This window comes from Faecalicatena contorta (genome assembly GCF_001404335.1).
Taxonomy (GTDB): domain Bacteria; phylum Bacillota; class Clostridia; order Lachnospirales; family Lachnospiraceae; genus Faecalicatena; species Faecalicatena contortus_B.
In genome coordinates, this window is the sequence record NZ_CYZU01000008.1 from 13,388 (window position 1) to 32,886 (window position 19,499).

The window sequence follows — 19,499 nt, forward strand, 5'->3', positions numbered from 1 at the left end:
GGCATACCATAAGGCAGGGCGCATGGGCGCCCACTGGATCAGGAAGGAGAGGGCAATGCTCAAAATTAAAAATAAAAAGGATATACTGACGGTCTTAGTTTTTCTGCTTCCGGCAGTGATGATATACACCGTGTTCCAGATTATTCCGCTGGTGCAGGCGGGGTATTTTTCGGTAACGAACTGGAACGGAATTGCCGGCTCTGCAATAGAGTTTGCCGGTTTGGATAACTTTAAAACGATATTTAAAAGCCCGGATTTTTTGCTTGCGCTGAAGAACATGTTTAAGATGGTTGTTTTCAGTGTCTTGTTCCATACTCCGGCTGCGCTGCTCCTGGCAGTGGCTCTGAACACGAGGTGCAGAGGGTTCCGCATATTTAAAGCCATGTATTTTGTACCTACGGTATTTCCCTTATCGGCCGTCGGACTGATGTGGTATTTCATATTCATGCCTACGGGTGCAATCAACGCGTTTTTAGATGTGATCGGTCTTTCGGATATGATGACACCATGGCTGGTCAATGAAAGTACGGCTATGAATTCGATCATCTTTGTGAATATCTGGGCTGGTATCGGCTATTATATGGTGATTTTATTGGCCGGGCTGACATCGATCCCGGAGGATGTGTATGAAGCGGCTGCAATTGACGGCGCCGGTCCTGTCAAAAAGTTTTTTTGCATTACGGTACCGATGCTGAAGGATGTGATTTTTGTCTGCATCTTAATTGATATTATGGGTTCGGTAAAGGTCTTTGATTTGGTGTATGCGATGACAGGCGGAGGGCCGAACGGGCTGACCAATCTGCCCACAACGCTTTTGTACAATGAGGCTTTCAAATATAAACACTATGGACAGGGCAGCGCCATCGGGATTGTGATCCTTTTGATCTGTCTTGCAGGAACCCTGGCAACAAATCTGATTCAGGCTAAGACGAAGAAAAACGATTAGGAGAAAGGGAGAACGATGAAGAAAAAACGGGTTGGAGTATATATTTTTCTGTCGGTCATGGCAGTGATGTTTGCGGCGCCAATGCTTTTTACGCTGATGTCTTCACTGAAGACAAAGGTGGAGATCTTCGCCGCCCCATTCGCGCTTCCCAAAACGCCAATGTGGTCAAATTATATAGATGCGTGGCAGGGGGCCCGGATGAGCCGGTATTTTTTGAACAGTATCATACAGTCGGGAATCACGGTGATTGTTTTGGGGATTCTCTCTTCTATGGCGGCATTTGTATTATCCAGGTTCCGGCTTCGCATCAGCAAAGGGGTCATGCTTTTTTTCCTCATCGGGATGATGGTTCCGATGCATACGGTGCTGGTACCGATATCCTATATGATTGGGAAGCTGAATCTTTCCGACAATATACCGGCGCTGATCTTGGTATATGTTGCCTTTGGACTGCCATTCAGTATTTTAGTCCTGACCAATTTTATGCGGGGGGTGAACCGTTCCCTGGAAGAGGCGGCGCTGGTGGATGGGGCAAATTATGTCCAGATCTACTGGAAGGTGATGCTCCCGATGACAAAGCCGGCGATTGCTACGGTATCTATCTTTAATTTTCTGAATGCGTGGAATAATGTGATCTTTCCGCTGATTTTTATTAAGGATAATGATCTGAAGCCGGTGGCTCTTGGCATTCTTAATTTCAATGGGGAGAGAGGCACCGAGTATGGGCTGATGATGGCGGCAATCGTCATTACGGTAGCCCTGCCGATGTTCATTTATATGCTGTTCCAGGAAAAGGTAGAGGGCGGGCTTGCCGCAGGGGCGGTGAAAGAGTAGTTGAAGGCTGAAAATATACAGAGCAGAAGGAGACGTAAAATGGAAAAATTAAGATACAGACAGGTACATATGGATTTTCATACAAGCCAGTATATAACAGAGATTGGAAAAGATTTTGATGCGGAGAGGTTTGCAGAACGGCTGGAACGAGCGCACGTGGATTCTGTGACGTGTTTTGCCAGATGCCATCATGGGTGGCTGTATTATCCGTCCGTGAATCATCCGGAGCTGATACATCCGAATCTGGAAAACAGGAATCTTTTGCTGGAACAGATCGAAGCATGCCACAAACGTGGGATCCGCGTGCCGGTCTATACAACCGTGAGATGGGACGAGAGGATTATCCGTGAGAATCCAGAGTGGCTGTGCCGTGATGAACATGGTAACCCGGTGGACAAAGGAAATGTGCCGGAACCGCATTTTTACTATGACATATGCTTGAACAGCGGCTACCGGGAGTTTTTTAAAGAGCATCTGAGGGACATCATTGAGGTGGTTGGAAGAGAGAATCTGGATGGAATCTTTATGGATATCATGTCCCAGACAGAATGCTGCTGTAAGGACTGCAGGCGGTTAATGCTGGAGGAAGGGCTGAATCCGGGGCTTCGGGCAGACCGGGTTTATTTTGCAGAGCTTACACTGAATCGTTTCCGGAGCGAGATATCGGCTTTGATTCGGGAAAGTGCACCGGATGCCACGATCTTCTATAATGATCCGGGCGTGGATCTGGTCATGAAACGCTCCGTTGACACCTACAGCCATCTCGAACTGGAATCACTGCCGAGCGGGGACTGGGGGTATGATCATTTCCCAATTATGGCAAGGTATGCGGGGCATTTTGGAAAAGAAATGATTGGGATGACAGGGAAGTTCCACACTTCGTGGGGGGATTTCCATTCTCTGAAAAATAAAGCGGCGCTGGAATTCGAATGTTTCCATATGCTTGCCATGGGAGCGGGCTGCTCCGTGGGAGACCAGCTTCATCCGTGGGGGCGATTGTCGGAAGCGACCTATGATTTGATCGGCAGTGTCTATGAGAGTGTGGAACAGAAGGAGCAGTTCTGCCGTGGTATATATCCGGAGGCGGAGATAGCGGTACTTACACCGCATGTGTTTTTAAATCCGATTCTGGACGGAAGAGAGCTGCCCAAATCACTGATCGGCGCAGTGCATATGCTGCAGGAGATGGCGTATCAATTCACGCTGATTGATCCGGAAGAATGCTTTGAAGCGTATCCGCTGCTGCTTTTGCCGGATGATATTCCCTATTCGGAGGAACTGGAGAGGAAGCTGAGTGCGTATGTGGAGAAGGGGGGAGCGGTTTTTGGCTCTTTTGACGCGTGTATCAAGGGAGACGAAAGTGAGCTGTATGGTATCCGTGATATGAACAAATCAGAGTACAGCCGGGAATTTGTACTGCCGAATGAGACGATTGGGGAGGAGCTTCCGAAAGAGCCCTTTGTCATGTATGAGAGAGGAATGGATGCGGAGGCTGTTTCTGCAAATGTGATCATGGAGAAGATTCGTCCGTGGTTTGAGCGGGGCAGCAGGGGCACATGGTCAGAGGGAACTGCGTCCTGTGAAGGTTTGGCTGGACATGAGGGGCTTCGTTTTTGCAGCCACCAGCACGCGCCTACCCCGGATTATGAGCGAAAAGGGGAGCTGTTCCAGAAAGGAAATGTGATTTATTGTGCACATCCTGTATTTGGGATTTATAGGAAAAATGCGCCGAAATGGTGTAAAGTTATGGTGGGTGATGCAATCCAGAGATTATGTGGAAATAAAATGGTTTCCCATAACGGCCCGTCCAGCCTGCTGTGTATATTGAATCAAAAGACACCGGATCAGGCAGAAAAGAATTGTAAAATAATGCATCTGCTTCACTATATTCCGGAAAAAAGATCGGAGGAAATCTATACGATTGAAGATGTGATTCCTTTATACCATACGGAGTTCAGGGTACATTTGGGCGGGCGCCATGTGAAGGAAATGCGGCTTGTTCCGGAGAATAAACCGATTGTTTATGAGGAAACGGATGGATATGCTGAATTTGAAATCGAAAAGATAGAAGGGCATCAGATGGTTGAGATCAGATTAGAGTAACAAAAGGCGCCGATGATAAAGGATTGAACCAATTGGATTTCTGAAAGATAGATAAGCGTGCAGGAGGTACAAAATATGCTGTTGACAGAAAAATGGAAGAATAAAAGGGTATGCTGCATGGGAGACAGCCTGACGCAGGCAGGCGTATGGACGGAACGGTTAAGCCAAAATCTGGGCTGCAGGGTGTACAGACACTGCAAAGGCGGTCTTAAAATGCGGGAGATTGTGGACGGCGGCGTCGGTGCGGAGGGCGTACTCCCCCCGTTGTCCGCCTCAGTTCTGGCGGGAATGGATCTGGCTATTTTTTTTGCGGGATATAATGACAGGGTGGATACGGACACAGCATCTGCCTTGCAATATTGCATTGATACCATTTACGACTGCCTGGAGGAGGCCGGCAATCTGGCCTGCCGGATTCTGATTGTCACACCGCACTGCGTAGGCAAATATTCATATATTGATGCGGATGGGTATGAGGAGTATCCGCCCGGGTCAGGAAGGTCCCTGAAAAAAATGGCCGAGATTATGGAAGCAGTAGCCGCGGATAACAGCATACCGGTGTGTAACCTGTGGAAAACAGCGGGGATTAACAGGAGAACATGGTGCGTTTATGGAGCGGTTCCGGGAGAAGATATGGTTCATTGCTCTGATAAAGGTTATGAACTGATCGGGGATGTAATCAGCGGGGCGGTCGTTAGTAGTTTTGGAGGATGATATGTCTTTTCAGCAGAACAATCACGCATAAAAAACATAATACACAGCGAAAACCCCTGCAGTATCGGCTACAGGGGTTTCGTTGTTTTTATAGTTATCTAAAGGAATGAGAGTAAAGTGGGCATTCTGTGCATTTCAGAATGCCTTTACTTTATGAGGGGGGAGATAGTTGTTTATCAACTATCTGAGTATCATTATAAGAGATAAATGTGCATAAAGTATGTCGTTTCTATAAAAGAAGTGGAAAAATTATTACCAAATTCTAAAAACATTCTTATGAGATTCTAATCGTATTCCCGGCGTAGATCAGATTTGGGTTGCTGATGCCGTTGAGCCTCTGCAGTTCGCTGACCGTAGTACCGAATTTCTGTGCGATTCCGCTCAGTGTATCCCCGGGCTGTATGGTGTAGTAGCGCGCGGTGGAGCTGCCGTCCTCCGGAATACGGATCGTCTGGCCGGCATAAATCAGGTTTGGATTGGTAATGCCGTTCAGTGCGGCGAGCGTCTGATAGGTAGTGCCGTAGCGTGCTGCTATGCCGCTTAATGTGTCGCCGGGCTGTACCACATACGTAATGTAGTCCTGAACGGGCGGCGGTGCAGGATTGCTTCCTCCGTCAAGATGATTCAGGCCGGCTTTGCGGATGACGGCGGGATAATCGATAAAGCCGGTATCCAGGTCTACATTGCCGCTGATCCCGGGAACACTGCCCTGGTCCGTAAACTGCCATATTCCGCAGTTGGTGCCGTCGAACTGACTGTTATAATAGGCATACCACAGTGCGTAGCGGTCAGACAGATCGGCCGGGAAATAGGTATTCAGAAAGTTACGGTTACTATAAAACATGGCATAATAACCACGTTCCTCCACTCTGTCACAAAAGCTCCGGACAATCTGCGTCGCAAGGGATGGGGTAAGTGTCACCCCGTTCTGGGCTGCGTAGTTGACCGTTGCCTGTTCTATATCGTAGCATATCGGATAATCCAGACGATAGGAAGAGATTGCATTTATACAGCCGTCAGCCTCCCGGCGGGCCGTTTCAGGGCTGATGGCATAGCAGAACCAGTATACGCCGATGGGGAGTCCAATTCGGTTACATTCTGCGGCGTTTCTCTGAAACTGCTGATCTAAAGTGCCGAAACCGTATCCGGCACGGAGCATGGCAAACTGATATCCGGCAGCTTTTACCTGCTCCCAGTCTACAGTACCTTGAAATTCACTGACATCTAGTCCTCGTGTGCTCATAAAAAAACTCCTTTGCCATATAAAAAGTGGCTATACTTATCATTCTATTATATGTCTCAGGAGCAAAATTGGTTACTATTGATGCATCAGAGACCGTGGAGCGGGACGGTATATTGCGGCAATGAATTTTCAGATACGCTCTGGCACAGCGGCCTATTTTCTCTCCTTTTTATATTCCGGTATCTTCGTCAGCAGTTCGACCAGACGGATGGCTTCAGCTTGTCCGTTCCCATTGAGTGACTCCATATATTGGAGCACGGTCTCCTGGCTTCGGGTGATTTGAGTTTCTAAAGAAACTGTTTTCTTTTCCCGTTCTGCCATCCTATCCTGCAGAACCTGGCTTCTGGCTTTTTGTACGTGTTCCTTTTGTTCCGGCGCAGTATAGCCCAGTAAGTCATAAAGTTCCACGTTCAGTATCCGTGCGATCTTCATAAGCTGATCATTGCGAGGCTCCCGTTTGTTCGACTCGTACTGGCGTATTGTGATCTCGGCTGCCCCGCATTTTTCCGCAAGCTCTTTCTGGGTCATCCCGACGCTCTTTCTTGCATTTTTAATATGATCTCCGACTGACATTTTATCCCACCTTTTTCTATTCTCACACTTTCTATCTCAAAACTATAACATATTAAGTAGTGTTTGAATAGATTCAAAGTGAATAATAAAAACATATTGACGATTCGAAATGAATATGATATGATTTTTATAGATTCGAAGTGAATCTATAAAATATGGAGACGCGGATAGGATATTATTTGTGAGGGTATCCCGGACTTTCAAATTTTATGATTGTCCGGGGTATTTGTAAAAATGCGGTGTAAGAGCAAAAATAACAGGAGGCGGATGGGATTATGTTAAATGAGCAGTTAACAGCACGAATTCAGGCAGGAATAGACGAAGCGGATAATATGCTCCGGCTCTGGCAGCAGAACGAACCCTTTATCAGAATGATGGGACGGCGCTTTGCGGGGCCGGGCAAGGCGGAATTAGAGGATTTGATGCAGGAGGGCTATCTTGCACTGTGTGAAGCGGTCAGGCACTATGACATGGAACAGGAGGTGCCATTTATCAGTTACGCCGCCTTTTGGATTAAACAGGGAATGAAGCGCTACATAGAAAATTGCTGTGGAACCGTCCGGATTCCCACGCACGCAAGGGACTGGGTCCGCAGATACAGGAAGATGACAGCAGAGTACTGTAAATATTATGGCTCAGAGCCGGGGGATGATACTTTATGCGCGCTGCTTCAGATCAGCCGGGAAAAGCTGCAGGCGGTCAGAAAAAGTGCGGATATGGAGAAGATATGCAGTCTGAGTGAACCTCTGGGGCAGGTGGACGGCGGCCTGGATATGGAGGAGACCATCGCTTCGGGAGAGGATCTGGAGGAGGACGCTGTACGGCGGCTGGATTATCAGAATATGAAAAGTATGCTCTGGGAGGCCGTGGACGGTCTGGAGGAGAAGCAGGCGGAAGTGATTCGCTGCAGATTTCAGGATCAGAAAACGATCAGGGAAACCGGAGAGGCAATCGGTATTACAAAGGATGCCGCTGCCCATCAGCAGTATAACGCCCTGCGTCTGCTCGGACAGCCCAGCAGATGCAGGAGGTACCGGGGATACTATGAAGAGTACCTGGCTGCATCCTGTTATCACCATGTGGGGCTTGAGACTTTTAACAGAACCTGGACGAGCGAGGTGGAGAGGGAGGCTTTGAGATAAGAGATGGCGCGGCTGGAAGCGGAAGAAGATGAATCGCCCCATCGGCTCCCTGGGTAAGCATTTTACATCCAGAGGGCATTCCGTAATTCATGCCCTTGCGGGCGGATCAGCAGAAAACTGCGGAATAATGTATAAGGTTCTAATCAATTTAAGAAAAATATAAGAGCAATAGTGTTGGGAATGGCGTAAAATGGGCATTCCTGGGAATAAACAGCACTAATAAAATTCTAATAGAAGAGCCATGAGTACAGCGGGTAAGGCTGCATTCATGGCTTAAATTAAATTTTCTCAATGGCCTTTCGAAGCTGGTTGATATCCTTGTGGGCGTATACTTTTTCATTGATATCCTTTCCTGCGTGCCCCATAATTTTGTACCGGGCTACTCGGTTCACTTCCGCGTTATCCAGCAGGGTATTGCAGGTATGCCGGCAGTCGTGTGGGGTGTGAGGTTCGGTGATCCCACAATCCAGCAGCGCTTGATTGAACTGTTCCCTATAGTCTGCCTCAGATATATCTTTCGTTCCGTTGTGGTATATCAGGCTTTTGAACTTAGGGTCATACCTGGCTGCCACCATGTCGATAATTTTGGAATGTATTGGTACAGTCCGGTTACGGCTGTATTTGTTTTTCAATCCCCCGGTGAATGTCCGGTTAACCAGGTCGATATCTTTCAGCGGCATCCGGGCCAGTTCATTGAGCCGCCAGCCGGAGTAACAGTATATAAGGATGGTATCGACAAAAGGCCGATCCTTATTCTTCCAGAGGAGGGCAAGCTCATCCTCGGTAAATGGTACACCGGGTTCGGTATCATCCTCTTTGCCTATCTGAACAAATTCTGAGAGGTTCTTTGCCACGATCCCAAACTGCAGCGCGTACTTATACATCTGGCTAAACAGGTTTTTTATATGCTCCAGCGTGGAATGGGATAAGTCTTCCCTGTCCAGAATCTTCTGCAGCTCTGTGGTCTGTAATTTGGACATTACGCGGTCGTGCAGGTCTTCGCAGTGCTTAAATGCTGCCACGCTGCAATACTGGGAGCTGGTCTTTTTGCCCTTTGCGTCTACGGGCTTCTTGAACTTCCACTTGTACCAGTCCTCAAACACTTCTTTAAAAGTTTTCTGGCGGTTCGCTGGGTCGTAAGGGTCCTTATTGTATTCAGCCAGGGCGATGTCTGCAGATATCTGATCCGGGAAGTTTCCCAGAACATCATAAATCGGATAGCCCCGATCATCGATCCGGGTATTGACCCGTACCTGGTACCGGTTCTTTTTCTTGCCCTTTATGGGGACAATGGTGCCTGTGCCGTTTGGACGGCGTTTTCCGGCACGTTTGGGCTTCCGGGCAGGAATTGGTTGATCCTGCAATGGAAAGCCGCAATGCGGGCAGAATAACGCCTTGTCAGATATGTTCCCGGTGCATTCCGGGCATGTTATCAGTGCCATCTATATTCTCCTTCCATTCATCCACGGTGCGGGTGTGGGCTTTGGAATGGCTGGAAGATATATTGACAGAATCCGTAATATTGACTATAATATACTTACTAAGACAGTCGAGAAGATAGCTCAAACCTATCCGCCTCGGCGAGAACTTAAAAGTTAACTATCAGAGATAGCCGCCTAATTCTTTACCAGAGAGCAGGGCGGCTATTTTCTGTCTTTGTCATTTCTGACTAATGTGATAATAGCGCATATCATAATCACGAAAGTAAATAAATCACTATATGTAATCATGTATATCATCCCCTTCCTAAGACTCAAAGCGGATGATATGGCCGCCCTCTCGGCTGCCTTAATAAGTATATTATTGTCAATGTGCTTTCGTTGAACCAGTGAATTCAGGTACGGGTTGGACTGGGGAATCTTCCCTTGTCCTGCGTCGAAAAATCGACGGTGGTGCTAAAATTTTAGCGGCTTTGTACACTGGCATAAGGCGTACAAAAATGTACGGCTTTGTACACTGGCATAAGGCGTAGAAAAATCTACGGCTTCGTACACTGGCATAAGGTGCCGAAATTTCGGCTACTAAAAAATTAGTAAGCTCTCTATTCTTTGTCTTTCTGATATTCAGGGATCTTGGTCAGGAGTTCTACTTGTTCTATGGCTTTGTCTTGTCCGGAGTCGTTGAGTTTCATACCGAGTTTATCCATTTTATTTATAAAATCAAGTTCCTTCTCTTCCTGTTCTCGTTCCGTTATTGATTCGGGTGTTTGTTTGCGAACTGGTATAACAATTTTACCATCTGTAATACAACTCATAGCATCATTATATTGCCTTTTGTTAAATGATTCATTTTCTGCGTATTTAGGATTGGACACAGTATCAACAAAACAGTGAAAATAAGGTTCTCCATTCTGTGCGTAAGTATATCCGATACCAAGGACTTCCGATATCTTAGCAAGTGTCTCTTTCTTTGGCTTTCTTACTCCTCTTTCGTACTGCGCATAATTTTGTGGCGTTGTTTTCAATCTTGTAGCCATGTCTTGTTGTGTAAGTCTTGCTTTTTTCCTTGCTTCTTTTAAACGGTTTCCAAAGCTCATATTGTTCACCTTCCTTCGATGTAAGAATAACATATCAGAACAAAAAACACAATCAAAAAGATTTTTTATCATTGACAAACAAATCATAATGATTTATTATTAAAACGAACCAATCAATTTGATTTGCAAAAGTGGGGTGAGAAAAATGAGAATCGACAGACAGAAATACATGATAGCCAGGGCACGGGCTTGCATGGGTCAGAAGGAGCTTGAAGCTGCTGGCATCCCAAAAGGGACTCTGTGCAGGGCGATGAGAGACGATTTAAGACCCGAGACTGTCGGCAAAATTGCGAAGGCTCTCGGCGTAGACGTAACTGAAATCATTGAGACTGAAAACTAACACACGGTGCGGGTGTGGGCTTTGGAATGATTGGAAGGTTTTAGCCTGATATCAGGCAGAAAGGAGTGAATCAGGATGGTATGTGCAAAAGTACAGGTTATTATAGGGGCGATGGCAAAAAGCTGCCTGACCCCGCAGGAAATAGCCGATAAGGCGGGGGTAAGCGTCAATATAGTCTATCGGATGCGAAGGGGCTATATGGTCAAGCTGGAGCGATTTGGACGGGTCTGCAAGGCACTGGAGATTGATCCAGATGCAGTAATAGATTATGACAGGCTGGAGACGGGAAAGGCAGCGGGTGAATAATGATAGGCATCGAGGAACTAGACAAGCTGCAGCCGTCAAGATATCCAAGGAACGACATAGGGGCCAGTACATTATTTTGTAATATATACAAAGAGAATCTCTTATATGTTATAGAGCGGAAGTCATTCTTTGTGTATGACGGGAAAGTGTGGCGGCACGACATAGACTCACTGCAGACACATGCGCTCGCAAAAGAGTTTGCGACATCGGCGGCAAATTACTTCAATAGTAAAGAACATGAAAATGAGGATTCAGCCAAATTCTATGCGAAATATTTCTCTTACGAAAAGCGGTGTAAGCTGATAAGAGACGCTATGAGCGTGAATCCCAAGCCGTTCAGTATATTTGATAAACAGCCGTATTTGTTTAACTGCCAAAATTGTACAGTGAATCTTACCACAGGAGCGGCGAATCCACATGATCCATATGATTATCTTACAAAGATTTCAAATGTGTGGTATGACCCGGAAGAGAGCGGCGAAGAGTTCCAGAAATTTATTTCGGACATCATGCAAGACAATTCGGAGCTGATCGAGTATTTAAAGAGGGCGCTGGGTTATTCCTTGTCAGCAGCAACATTTCAGGAATGCTTCTTTATTACTTACGGTGAATCGACCAGGAATGGGAAAGGTACCCTCAATAGCACCATGCAGAATATGATGGGGGATTATGCTAAATCGGCATCCTATGAAACGTTTGAAAGTAAGAAGTACAAGAGCGGAGGCGGCGGGACAAGTGAGGATATCGCAAGGCTTGCAGGGGCGCGTTATGTGTCTGTATCTGAACCACAAGAAGGAATGACGCTCGATAGCGCACTTATAAAGATGCTCTCAGGTAACGATACGATTACGGCAAGGAATTTGTATGAGAAGAGTTTTGAGTTTGTGGCATCGTTTAAAATCTGGATAAACACCAATCACTTACCGAATATTTCAGACGATACAGTGTTCAAGAGCGGACGTGTACAATTGATTCCGTTCAATCGGCACTTCGGTGAGGACGAACAGGACAAAGGATTGAAAGCCAGGCTAACCAAAAGGGAAAATATAAGCGGTGCATTTAATTGGTGCATGGAAGGTTTTCAGCTCATGGCAACGGAGGGCGGTCTTAAAGTTCCGGAAGTTATCAGGCAGGAGATAGAAGCATACAGGGCGAAAAGTGACAGAATAGGAATGTTCCTGGAGGACTGTTATAAAAAAGCATTTGATCCGATGCACAGAGAAAAGATGTCTGAGGTATATAAGATTTATAAATGGTGGCTGGCAGACAATGGATATAAGGGTCAGTTGAGTAAGAAGAAGTTTAAACAAGAACTTGAGAAAAAGACTGGCGTAGAGTCCTATGGCGGGCAAGATGTTATGATCGGATTTGAACGCTCAGACATTGTCCCAGATACGATGTTCTACTGATATCCTTTTGGAAATTGGGAAAATTTGATTTTTTTCTAAAACTTTTTAATTTTGATTTCCATGTAAAAGTTTTAAAAAAAGTCCAAAAAATCCAAAAACCCAAACATGAAACAAAATAGTTTCCTGCGTTGATTGCTTGAACAGCAGTTTTGAGCAGCATTTGAAAGGAGAATGAAATGAAAAAAGAGTTTGAGAAAATTGTTAATGAGTTTTTAGAGCTTCCAGATGGAAGTGAATGTGAATTTAAAGAAGTATCGGATATGATTCCTATAGGTGCGCTTATATGCAAACGACTTGACCGTATAGCAACCGCTCTGGAAGGAATAGACAGCAAACTTGGAAAGTGCGTAGGAAAAGAAGGGACGTTCTTCATCTGTGGCGATGTGACAACTTATGAAGGGTAACAATGAAAACAGCCCCATAGATACGCCAATATCCACGGGGCGGCACAGCCGGAGCCATGCAGAAAGGACACTTACATAATAGCATGTGATCCGGGGAAAGGACAAGGAAATTATGAGGAAATTAAGGGAAGAAATTATACAGATGGTTGCTGAACTGATTGTAGAATGTCGGAAACTGTCAAAGAGTGAGTTCCAGCAGTGGAAAAACGAAGTTATGAGAGAGACAACGGCCACTGCAAAACCGTTCATAGAAAGAGTAATCATGGTGGTTGAGGATAGTTCATAAAAGTATTCGCCTTCCGGGGGACGGTGCGCCAACACCTGAACCCGGCGGCGGGATGTTAAGGCTGAGCGGAGGAACGTGGAATGAATGAGGAGAGAGAACAAAGGCTATATGACATAATGGATAACTACGGAGTGGATCAGGATACGGCAGAGTTGCTCCTGCTGGATGAAGAGGAGGAAGAGCGTGAGTAAAATTGAGGATATTATTCGTTTATGCATCGAAGTAAACACAACAGATGAGCTGGAGTATATGTTGGCTGAGGAATGTTGGACAGAGGGTGTGAAGAGGATTTTCAGAGATGAAATAAGCGAAGGAGACGAATACATGAGCGTAAAGATTAAAGTGTCCTATACGGACGATAAGGAGCTTTCAGAGGTATTAAAGCGGTTGCATCCAGTCAAGAGGGTAAGGCCGCAGCCAGCAAAAGGGAGGTTCAAAAGAGCGTATATTGACATCAAACAAGGTGGTTTATCTGCTGATTTGGTTAACGAAAACTGGTGGCAGACGGCGGAAAATAAGGAAAAATGATTGCATACCTACCCTATATGTGATAGAATAAATATAACAATATATCGAAGTACCGCACTGGTGTTTCTCCTACCAGTGTAAGCCTGAGGGCGTGGGAATAGCTTATGGACAGAAATGTCTTAAAGCCGTTCCTGCGTCCTCTTTTGATGTGTTGTTACTCCGGTTTTGAACTGCGTGCGGCATCACGGTATAAACTGCGAAAATTATAGCCGGCGGGCTTAAAACGGAAAGGAGCCAATATGGGCGAAGAATTATTGAATCAGGGTACAGAAGGTATTGAAGGTGCAGGGGCTTCCACTGCAGAAGATCAGGAAGGTGCGCAGGGCAATCAAGAAGGGCAACATAGTGAGCCTGAGAAAAAATACACAGATGCGGATGTTGACCGAATTATTGCGAAGAAGATCGCCGCTGAGCGTCAGAGGATGCAGAAGCTGTTCACGGAAGAACAGCAGGTAAGCGAATTAGAAACAAGAGAAAGGGAAGTGCTTAAAAGGGAGCTGAAAGCGGATGCAATGGATGCACTAATTGCGGATGGAATGCCTTCCTCATTGGCTACACTGATGGACTATAGTAGTAAGGAAGACTTTGAGAAAAGCTATGCAGAGGTGACAGACGTTTTCCGTAGGGCCCTTGGAGCTGAATTTAAGAGGCAGTTGGCTGGGCCTGCCCCACGGGTTGGAATCAATGATTCAAGTTCTAAAGGGGCCATGAAGGAACGGGCGATAAAAAATGCTTTTGCACCTAAAGCACTAAGGTAGAAATAAATGGCAATTAATTTAGTTACACAGTTTCTTCCACATGTGGATGAAATGTTTTACACAGAGAGTAAAAAGTCACTCCTGACAAACCAGGATTTTTCATGGACAGGAGCGCACACAGTGAAAGTACATAAAGTAAACACTGTGAGCATGAATGATTACGATAGGGCCGGATCAGGAAGCAATGATTCAAGATACGGGGCACTCGGCAGCGTAGGCAATACGCTTGAAGAGTTTACATTGAAGAAAGACCGTTCCTTTACATTCGTAGTTGATAAAATGGACAGAGACGAAACAGGCGGTGTATTGACGGGAGCGTCGGCCCTTGCAAGACAGCAGAGAGAAGTTATTATTCCGGAGGTTGACAAATATGTCTACGGAGTCATGACTGCCGGAGCAGGAACAAAGCCTACGGCAATCACGCTGACAAAAGATAATATCTATGATGAAATCCTGAAAGGGAATAACGCGCTTGACAACGCGGAAGTTCCAGAGACTGAACGCGTGCTTCTGATTACCCCGGATGTGTATTTGCTGATGAAGAAGAGTCCTGACATTATGATGGTAACGGACATCAGCGAAGAGATGCGGCTGAGGGGCGTAATTGCCATGATTGATGGGATTACGGTCATTAAGGTGCCATCTAACAGGGTGGATGCCAATTTCGGGTTTATGATTGCTCACCCGGTGGCAACAGTTGCCCCTACGAAGCTTGAGGATTACAAAGTACATAGTGATCCACCAGGAATCAGCGGAGAACTTGTGGAAGGGCGCATTGTTTATGATGCGTTCGTACTGGATAACAAGAAGAAAGCTATCTATTATCAGGCTAACAAGCCTGCGGCGTAGACAGTAATCAATAATTGATAAGGATACCCTGGGCGTTTTCTCCTTGCGTCTGGGGTATTTTTGAAGGAAAATTGCATGAATAAATTAGATAAAATGTATAAGAAAGCGCTGCACGACATGAAGGGCAGGGAACAAAGAGAATGGTTTATAAAGGTCAGTTCAAAAGCCGTTCCTGCTTATTTTGACATAGTATCGTACTACTATAACCGCGGCATGGAATGCCCTGATCTGAATACTGAGGGAGGGCAAATGGCTGTAAAGAACTTATTGGAAAGTCTGGATTTCAAAGAAGAGTATCCTAAATGTGAGGCTACTTTTGACATTCTCATGAAATGGTGGGACAAGCCGGCAGTGCAGGACAATAAGGCAAGGTACAGCCCGGAAGCAATAGCTGATCTTGATAGGCTTTTTGGGGGTGAACAATATGAGTATCCGACTTAGAATGGGGACTCCAACAGAGATAAAAAGGACGCTTGCCAGGGTGGCGAATATGGCCTTAAATGGCGAGATTGATACCAAGACGGCAAATACTATCATACTGGCCTGTAATGCGATTCTGGGGGCAATCAGGACGGATGAGCAGCAGAAGAAAATTGACGAATTGGAGGTGTTGCTGAGTGGGATTAAATAGAAACCATGAAGGATATCATGATCCTACGGCCTGTGAAGCTGTCAGGCGTTCACGCAAGCCACGGAAGAAACAACCGCACCTGTGGTATCTGATCGGTGAGGTTGAATCCTTACGGAACACAATTGAGGGTGAACGTGGGACTGTGAGGAATAGACAGAATTGCACTAGTAAAACGACACTAGTAAAACCCTAAAAAACGGCACTAATAAAATACTAGTAGAACATTAGAATCTCATATTTATAAAACGTCAAATTACTAGAAATCCCACAAAACCGCCCTTCCTGCTTCATGATGCTATCTTTATATTTTATAAGATTCTTATCAATTTAAGAAAAATATAAGATTTTCCCCAATGGGTCTTAAAAAATCACAGATATCATGTATACTGTAAGGGAGGTGATGAAAAATGTATAATATTTTAGTTTGTGATGATGATAAGGAAATCGTAGAAGCAATCGAGATATATTTATCCCAGGAAGGCTATCATGTACTGAAAGCCTATGACGGGGCAGAGGCATTGAAGATGCTTGAATCGGAGGAAGTGCATCTGCTTGTACTGGACGTCATGATGCCCAGGCTGGACGGAATCAGAGCCACCCTTAAAATTCGAGAGAACAACAGCATCCCGATTATTATCCTGTCCGCAAAATCTGAGGACGCGGATAAGATTCTGGGACTGAACGTCGGCGCTGACGATTATGTAACAAAACCATTTAATCCATTGGAACTGGTAGCGAGGGTCAAATCTCAACTGCGCAGATATACCCAGCTCGGAGGCAGTGTTAATGAAAAGTCCGAGCGGGTGTATGAGGTTGGCGGCCTTGCTATTAATGATGATCTGAAAGAAGTTACCGTGGACGGAGAGGTTGTGAAGCTGACACCGATCGAGTATAACATTTTATTATTATTAATGAAAAATCAGGGGAGAGTTTTTTCTATAGACCAGATTTATGAATCGATCTGGAATGAAGATGCAATCGGAGCTGACAATACGGTTGCCGTGCATATCCGGCATATTCGGGAAAAGATTGAGATTAACCCGAAGGAGCCCAGATACCTGAAAGTCGTCTGGGGAGTCGGGTATAAGATAGAAAAACTCTAGGAAGGAGCGCTATGAAAAACTGGTATAAAAAGCCGGTGACGAAAGGGATTCTGCTGCTGCTTGCCCACCTTACGGTAGTTACAGCTGTTCTTGGCATGGTAATCATGCTGGCTTTTTCCGGAAGCAGAGGGAGCGATAGTTTTCTGAAGTCTGCGAGCAAGCCATATGAAGAATCCGCGAGTTTTAAGAATTTAGTATCCAGTGCCACATGGGATGTCATGGAAGGCATTGCTATGAAGAATAATTTTGAGACAGACGGCAAATATAATCCCGAAAAGTTGGTTGATATTATAAACTTTGCGAAGAACGGAGTGATTGACGGGGAGAATGAAAGCGGTCTGGCATACACTCTGGAGGACCTCGTGAACTGGAGCAGCGAGTATACGGAGGAAGGGGCCAGCTACGATGACAATGGTGTGGTTGTCTGCGAGAAGCCGGACGGAACTTATCATTATTATTATATAGGGGAGTTTAAGGCTCTGATTGAGGATAATAAACTGAGGCTGGAAGTCGAAGGAATCACATCTGAAGATTTTATGAAACAGCTGGAAAACGGATATTATACATCGGGTTATTATAATAGTATGGCAATTAAGGATACCGATGGTATCACAGTGTATACGGACTGCTGGACATTCAGCGAGGCACTGCGGGAGAAGTATACGCCGGCAGGGGCTGCGAATATTTTAGAGGTAGTAAATAAGTCGCCGGAGCTCAATGGGAAACTGTCCCGGGTATACGGCTATCTGCAGAACATTCTGAGTACGCTGTCATCCCAGGTTGACAGATACCTTTATTCAGGTGATACATGGGAAGAAGGGAACACGAATTTCATTTACATGTTTGTAGATGAAAGTGCGAAAAAAGTATATACAAATAACAGTCATCTCCGGGATTACGATTCTGTAAAAGAGAATCTGGAACAGATGAAGGCCGGCGGCAGCAATAAGTATTTGATTGTGAGGCCGAAACTGGCAGAGTTTGAAACAAATATGGATATTTCCGCCAACGAATGGCGTTCTATGGTGAAGTCCTACAATTACAGACAGAAGGCAGACTGCATTTTTGCGGCGGCTGTGGATACAAACTTTCCGATACAGGACGCATTTTATGCGGATGCACAGGATTATAATACCTATGCGCCTTATATGAGTTTGGCGGCGGTTGGAAGCACAATCTGCTCCATCTTATTCCTTGCAATACTGATATGGATGACACTGATTGCGGGAAGGAGCGGACATGACGGAGAAGTCCACCTGAATCTGTTTGACAGGTGGAAGACGGAACTGGGTGCGGCGTTTGTTATCCTGTTATGGCTGATACCTGTCACCTTTTTAGGAAGCATGTGGGGCGGTGTCGGATCACTTTCTAATACATCGGTTTATCCGGATGGCAGCTATTCGTGGGAATTATTTACGGAGATGGCTTACAGAGGGTATGGCAGCTATTTAAGTTTGTCTGATCTAATATTAACGGGTATACTTACGGCATTCACTACGGCGTGTTTCCTGTTTGGTTACCTGAGCCTTGTGCGCAGAATTAAGGCAGGGACGGTCTGGAAGAACAGCCTGCTGAGGAGCGTTTGTCTGTTTTTAAAAGAGTTCTGGCTGAACCGTAATGTAACATTCCGGGCAGTATTCTCATTGGGGGTCTTTGTGGTAATACACTGGCTGGCAATTGGGGTAAGAGGTTTTTCCGGCTTCTTTATTCTTATGCTGCTGGCAGAGGCGGCCGCCGTATTTTTGGTAGTAAGAGGGGCTGTTTCCAAGAGCAGGATAAAAAGAGGAATCCGGGAGATTGCATCAGGCAACGTGGATTATCAGATTCCGCTGGACCGCCTTAACGGCGGGGACTTGAAGATGGCCGAGATGGTGAATAATATCGGCAACGGCTTGCAGCGGGCCGTGGAAGAGGGCATGAAGAGTGAGCGTCTGAAGACAGATCTGATCACAAATGTGTCCCATGATATTAAGACCCCGCTGACATCCATCATCAACTATGTGGATCTGTTAAAACGGGAGAATTTTAATGACCCGAAGATAAAGGGCTATCTGGATATACTGGAGGCAAAAGCGCAGCGCCTGAAAACACTAACGGAAGATGTTGTCGAAGCATCCAAAGTAAGCAGCGGGAATATTGTTCTGGAATTCATGGACGTCAATCTGGTGGAGATGATCAATCAGACTGCCGGGGAGTTTGCAGAAAAATTCGCGGCAAAGGACCTGGAAATGATTCAAAACCTGCCGGACGGGCCGGCAATGATTCACGTGGATGGGAGGCGGATGTGGCGTGTACTGGAGAATATCTATAACAATGCCGCCAAGTATGCAATGCCCGGAACGCGTGTATATGCGGATCTGTGGGTGACGGAGGAGAATGTAGGCTTCTCTCTGAAGAATATTTCCGAACAGCCTCTGAATATCTCTGCGGATGAACTAACCGAACGTTTTATCAGAGGTGATATCTCAAGAAGCACGGAAGGCAGCGGACTGGGCCTGTCAATTGCAAAGAGCCTGACAACAATGCAGGAAGGAGATTTCAGACTTTATCTGGACGGCGATTTGTTTAAAGTAACGATAGAGTTTCCTCGGGTGAAGTAAAGCGGGGAAGTGTTCAAAGGGGTCAGACCCTACTGCAAAGGGGTCTGACCCCTTTGCGTTCCTTTTTCAGAATATTCTCATTTTTTCTAATATGTTTAGGCTTTTTGAGGATACTGATATTATAAAGTGTACCCAATCAGGAAGTGTTTCTTGCACCATCCGGTGTTTTGCTTTACAATTAGGTAGGAACGAAT

At 45.7% G+C, this 19,499-nt stretch carries 21 protein-coding genes; 17 read left to right on the forward strand and 4 right to left on the reverse strand.

Annotated features, from left to right (window positions below):
- Window positions 1–55 precede the first annotated feature (55 nt).
- From ARB69_RS05530 to ARB69_RS05545, 4 genes are all read left to right on the forward strand, one after another.
- Window positions 56–946, forward strand: coding sequence for a carbohydrate ABC transporter permease (locus tag ARB69_RS05530; RefSeq protein ID WP_055151967.1), 891 nt, complete (start codon window positions 56–58; stop codon window positions 944–946).
- Window positions 947–961: 15 nt separating this feature from the next.
- Entirely contained in the window at window positions 962–1,780 is an 819-nt protein-coding gene (locus ARB69_RS05535; protein ID WP_025653733.1) for a carbohydrate ABC transporter permease, read from the forward strand.
- A gap of 39 nt (window positions 1,781–1,819) precedes the next feature.
- Window positions 1,820–3,883 (forward strand): alpha-amylase family protein, encoded by a 2,064-nt coding sequence (locus tag ARB69_RS05540; protein ID WP_055151767.1) that lies wholly within the window; start codon window positions 1,820–1,822, stop codon window positions 3,881–3,883.
- Window positions 3,884–3,958: 75 nt separating this feature from the next.
- A complete protein-coding gene (locus ARB69_RS05545; protein WP_055151770.1) occupies window positions 3,959–4,597 on the forward strand; it encodes an SGNH/GDSL hydrolase family protein in 639 nt (212 codons plus the stop codon).
- A gap of 274 nt (window positions 4,598–4,871) precedes the next feature.
- On the opposite strand, the gene ARB69_RS05550 is transcribed toward ARB69_RS05545, so the two are convergent.
- On the reverse strand, window positions 4,872–5,840 hold the full coding sequence (locus ARB69_RS05550; protein ID WP_055151773.1) for a LysM peptidoglycan-binding domain-containing protein: 969 nt from the start codon (window positions 5,838–5,840) through the stop codon (window positions 4,872–4,874).
- Window positions 5,841–5,993: 153 nt separating this feature from the next.
- Window positions 5,994–6,413 (reverse strand): helix-turn-helix domain-containing protein, encoded by a 420-nt coding sequence (locus ARB69_RS05555; protein ID WP_055151776.1) that lies wholly within the window; start codon window positions 6,411–6,413, stop codon window positions 5,994–5,996.
- A 275-nt stretch (window positions 6,414–6,688) separates the two neighbouring features.
- Between ARB69_RS05555 and ARB69_RS05560 the strand changes: the two genes are divergently transcribed.
- The gene (locus tag ARB69_RS05560; RefSeq protein ID WP_055151779.1) at window positions 6,689–7,555 is read left to right on the forward strand and encodes a sigma-70 family RNA polymerase sigma factor; all 867 of its coding nucleotides are present in this window, start codon (window positions 6,689–6,691) and stop codon (window positions 7,553–7,555) included.
- A 278-nt stretch (window positions 7,556–7,833) separates the two neighbouring features.
- Here ARB69_RS05560 and ARB69_RS05565 read toward each other — a convergent pair whose 3' ends face one another.
- Together ARB69_RS05565 and ARB69_RS05570 are read right to left on the reverse strand one after the other, a co-directional pair.
- Window positions 7,834–8,997, reverse strand: a complete 1,164-nt coding sequence (locus ARB69_RS05565; protein WP_055151782.1) for a tyrosine-type recombinase/integrase — start codon at window positions 8,995–8,997, stop codon at window positions 7,834–7,836.
- A gap of 599 nt (window positions 8,998–9,596) precedes the next feature.
- Window positions 9,597–10,091, reverse strand: coding sequence for a helix-turn-helix domain-containing protein (locus tag ARB69_RS05570; protein WP_055151785.1), 495 nt, complete (start codon window positions 10,089–10,091; stop codon window positions 9,597–9,599).
- A 145-nt stretch (window positions 10,092–10,236) separates the two neighbouring features.
- On the opposite strand from ARB69_RS05570, the gene ARB69_RS05575 reads away from it, so the two are divergent.
- The 12 genes from ARB69_RS05575 to ARB69_RS05625 all read left to right on the forward strand — a co-directional run bounded on the left by ARB69_RS05575 (window position 10,237) and on the right by ARB69_RS05625 (window position 19,305).
- Window positions 10,237–10,431 carry a helix-turn-helix domain-containing protein gene (locus tag ARB69_RS05575; RefSeq protein WP_055151788.1) on the forward strand — a complete coding sequence of 65 codons (195 nt, stop codon included), beginning with the start codon at window positions 10,237–10,239 and terminating at the stop codon, window positions 10,429–10,431.
- 75 nt (window positions 10,432–10,506) lie between these two features.
- Window positions 10,507–10,737 (forward strand): helix-turn-helix domain-containing protein, encoded by a 231-nt coding sequence (locus ARB69_RS05580; RefSeq protein ID WP_055151791.1) that lies wholly within the window; start codon window positions 10,507–10,509, stop codon window positions 10,735–10,737.
- Window positions 10,737–12,146, forward strand: a complete 1,410-nt coding sequence (locus ARB69_RS05585) for a DNA primase family protein (RefSeq protein ID WP_055151794.1) — start codon at window positions 10,737–10,739, stop codon at window positions 12,144–12,146. Before ARB69_RS05580 ends, ARB69_RS05585 begins: the two co-directional genes overlap by 1 nt.
- 176 nt (window positions 12,147–12,322) lie before the next feature.
- Window positions 12,323–12,550, forward strand: a complete 228-nt coding sequence (locus ARB69_RS05590; protein ID WP_055151797.1) for a hypothetical protein — start codon at window positions 12,323–12,325, stop codon at window positions 12,548–12,550.
- A gap of 112 nt (window positions 12,551–12,662) precedes the next feature.
- Window positions 12,663–12,836 carry a hypothetical protein gene (locus ARB69_RS26625; RefSeq protein WP_154253260.1) on the forward strand — a complete coding sequence of 58 codons (174 nt, stop codon included), beginning with the start codon at window positions 12,663–12,665 and terminating at the stop codon, window positions 12,834–12,836.
- Window positions 12,837–13,019: 183 nt separating this feature from the next.
- Window positions 13,020–13,364 (forward strand): hypothetical protein, encoded by a 345-nt coding sequence (locus tag ARB69_RS05595; protein WP_055151800.1) that lies wholly within the window; start codon window positions 13,020–13,022, stop codon window positions 13,362–13,364.
- A gap of 239 nt (window positions 13,365–13,603) precedes the next feature.
- Window positions 13,604–14,122, forward strand: a complete 519-nt coding sequence (locus tag ARB69_RS05600; protein WP_055151803.1) for a hypothetical protein — start codon at window positions 13,604–13,606, stop codon at window positions 14,120–14,122.
- 6 nt (window positions 14,123–14,128) lie between these two features.
- The gene (locus ARB69_RS05605; protein WP_055151807.1) at window positions 14,129–14,971 is read left to right on the forward strand and encodes a hypothetical protein; all 843 of its coding nucleotides are present in this window, start codon (window positions 14,129–14,131) and stop codon (window positions 14,969–14,971) included.
- A gap of 75 nt (window positions 14,972–15,046) precedes the next feature.
- Complete coding sequence (locus ARB69_RS05610; RefSeq protein WP_055151810.1) at window positions 15,047–15,412, forward strand: hypothetical protein; 366 nt, start codon at window positions 15,047–15,049, stop codon at window positions 15,410–15,412.
- Window positions 15,396–15,602, forward strand: coding sequence for a hypothetical protein (locus ARB69_RS05615; RefSeq protein WP_087148797.1), 207 nt, complete (start codon window positions 15,396–15,398; stop codon window positions 15,600–15,602). The genes ARB69_RS05610 and ARB69_RS05615 overlap by 17 nt, the downstream gene beginning before the upstream one ends.
- A 407-nt stretch (window positions 15,603–16,009) precedes the next feature.
- Window positions 16,010–16,705, forward strand: a complete 696-nt coding sequence (locus ARB69_RS05620) for a response regulator transcription factor (protein ID WP_055151816.1) — start codon at window positions 16,010–16,012, stop codon at window positions 16,703–16,705.
- Window positions 16,706–16,716: 11 nt separating this feature from the next.
- Entirely contained in the window at window positions 16,717–19,305 is a 2,589-nt protein-coding gene (locus tag ARB69_RS05625) for a sensor histidine kinase (protein WP_055151819.1), read from the forward strand.
- The last annotated feature ends 194 nt before the right edge of the window (window positions 19,306–19,499 follow it).

Bases quoted from the DNA above. Each gene is read 5' to 3' on its own strand.
- ARB69_RS05530 (WP_055151967.1), top strand. From the start codon at position 56: ATGCTCAAAATTAAAAATAAAAAGGATATACTGACGGTCTTAGTTTTT.
- ARB69_RS05535 (WP_025653733.1), top strand. From the start codon at position 962: ATGAAGAAAAAACGGGTTGGAGTATATATTTTTCTGTCGGTCATGGCA.
- ARB69_RS05540 (WP_055151767.1), top strand. From the start codon at position 1,820: ATGGAAAAATTAAGATACAGACAGGTACATATGGATTTTCATACAAGC.
- ARB69_RS05545 (WP_055151770.1), top strand. From the start codon at position 3,959: ATGCTGTTGACAGAAAAATGGAAGAATAAAAGGGTATGCTGCATGGGA.
- ARB69_RS05550 (WP_055151773.1), bottom strand. From the start codon at position 5,840: ATGAGCACACGAGGACTAGATGTCAGTGAATTTCAAGGTACTGTAGAC.
- ARB69_RS05555 (WP_055151776.1), bottom strand. From the start codon at position 6,413: ATGTCAGTCGGAGATCATATTAAAAATGCAAGAAAGAGCGTCGGGATG.
- ARB69_RS05560 (WP_055151779.1), top strand. From the start codon at position 6,689: ATGTTAAATGAGCAGTTAACAGCACGAATTCAGGCAGGAATAGACGAA.
- ARB69_RS05565 (WP_055151782.1), bottom strand. From the start codon at position 8,997: ATGGCACTGATAACATGCCCGGAATGCACCGGGAACATATCTGACAAG.
- ARB69_RS05570 (WP_055151785.1), bottom strand. From the start codon at position 10,091: ATGAGCTTTGGAAACCGTTTAAAAGAAGCAAGGAAAAAAGCAAGACTT.
- ARB69_RS05575 (WP_055151788.1), top strand. From the start codon at position 10,237: ATGAGAATCGACAGACAGAAATACATGATAGCCAGGGCACGGGCTTGC.
- ARB69_RS05580 (WP_055151791.1), top strand. From the start codon at position 10,507: ATGGTATGTGCAAAAGTACAGGTTATTATAGGGGCGATGGCAAAAAGC.
- ARB69_RS05585 (WP_055151794.1), top strand. From the start codon at position 10,737: ATGATAGGCATCGAGGAACTAGACAAGCTGCAGCCGTCAAGATATCCA.
- ARB69_RS05590 (WP_055151797.1), top strand. From the start codon at position 12,323: ATGAAAAAAGAGTTTGAGAAAATTGTTAATGAGTTTTTAGAGCTTCCA.
- ARB69_RS26625 (WP_154253260.1), top strand. From the start codon at position 12,663: ATGAGGAAATTAAGGGAAGAAATTATACAGATGGTTGCTGAACTGATT.
- ARB69_RS05600 (WP_055151803.1), top strand. From the start codon at position 13,604: ATGGGCGAAGAATTATTGAATCAGGGTACAGAAGGTATTGAAGGTGCA.
- ARB69_RS05605 (WP_055151807.1), top strand. From the start codon at position 14,129: ATGGCAATTAATTTAGTTACACAGTTTCTTCCACATGTGGATGAAATG.
- ARB69_RS05610 (WP_055151810.1), top strand. From the start codon at position 15,047: ATGAATAAATTAGATAAAATGTATAAGAAAGCGCTGCACGACATGAAG.
- ARB69_RS05615 (WP_087148797.1), top strand. From the start codon at position 15,396: ATGAGTATCCGACTTAGAATGGGGACTCCAACAGAGATAAAAAGGACG.
- ARB69_RS05620 (WP_055151816.1), top strand. From the start codon at position 16,010: ATGTATAATATTTTAGTTTGTGATGATGATAAGGAAATCGTAGAAGCA.
- ARB69_RS05625 (WP_055151819.1), top strand. From the start codon at position 16,717: ATGAAAAACTGGTATAAAAAGCCGGTGACGAAAGGGATTCTGCTGCTG.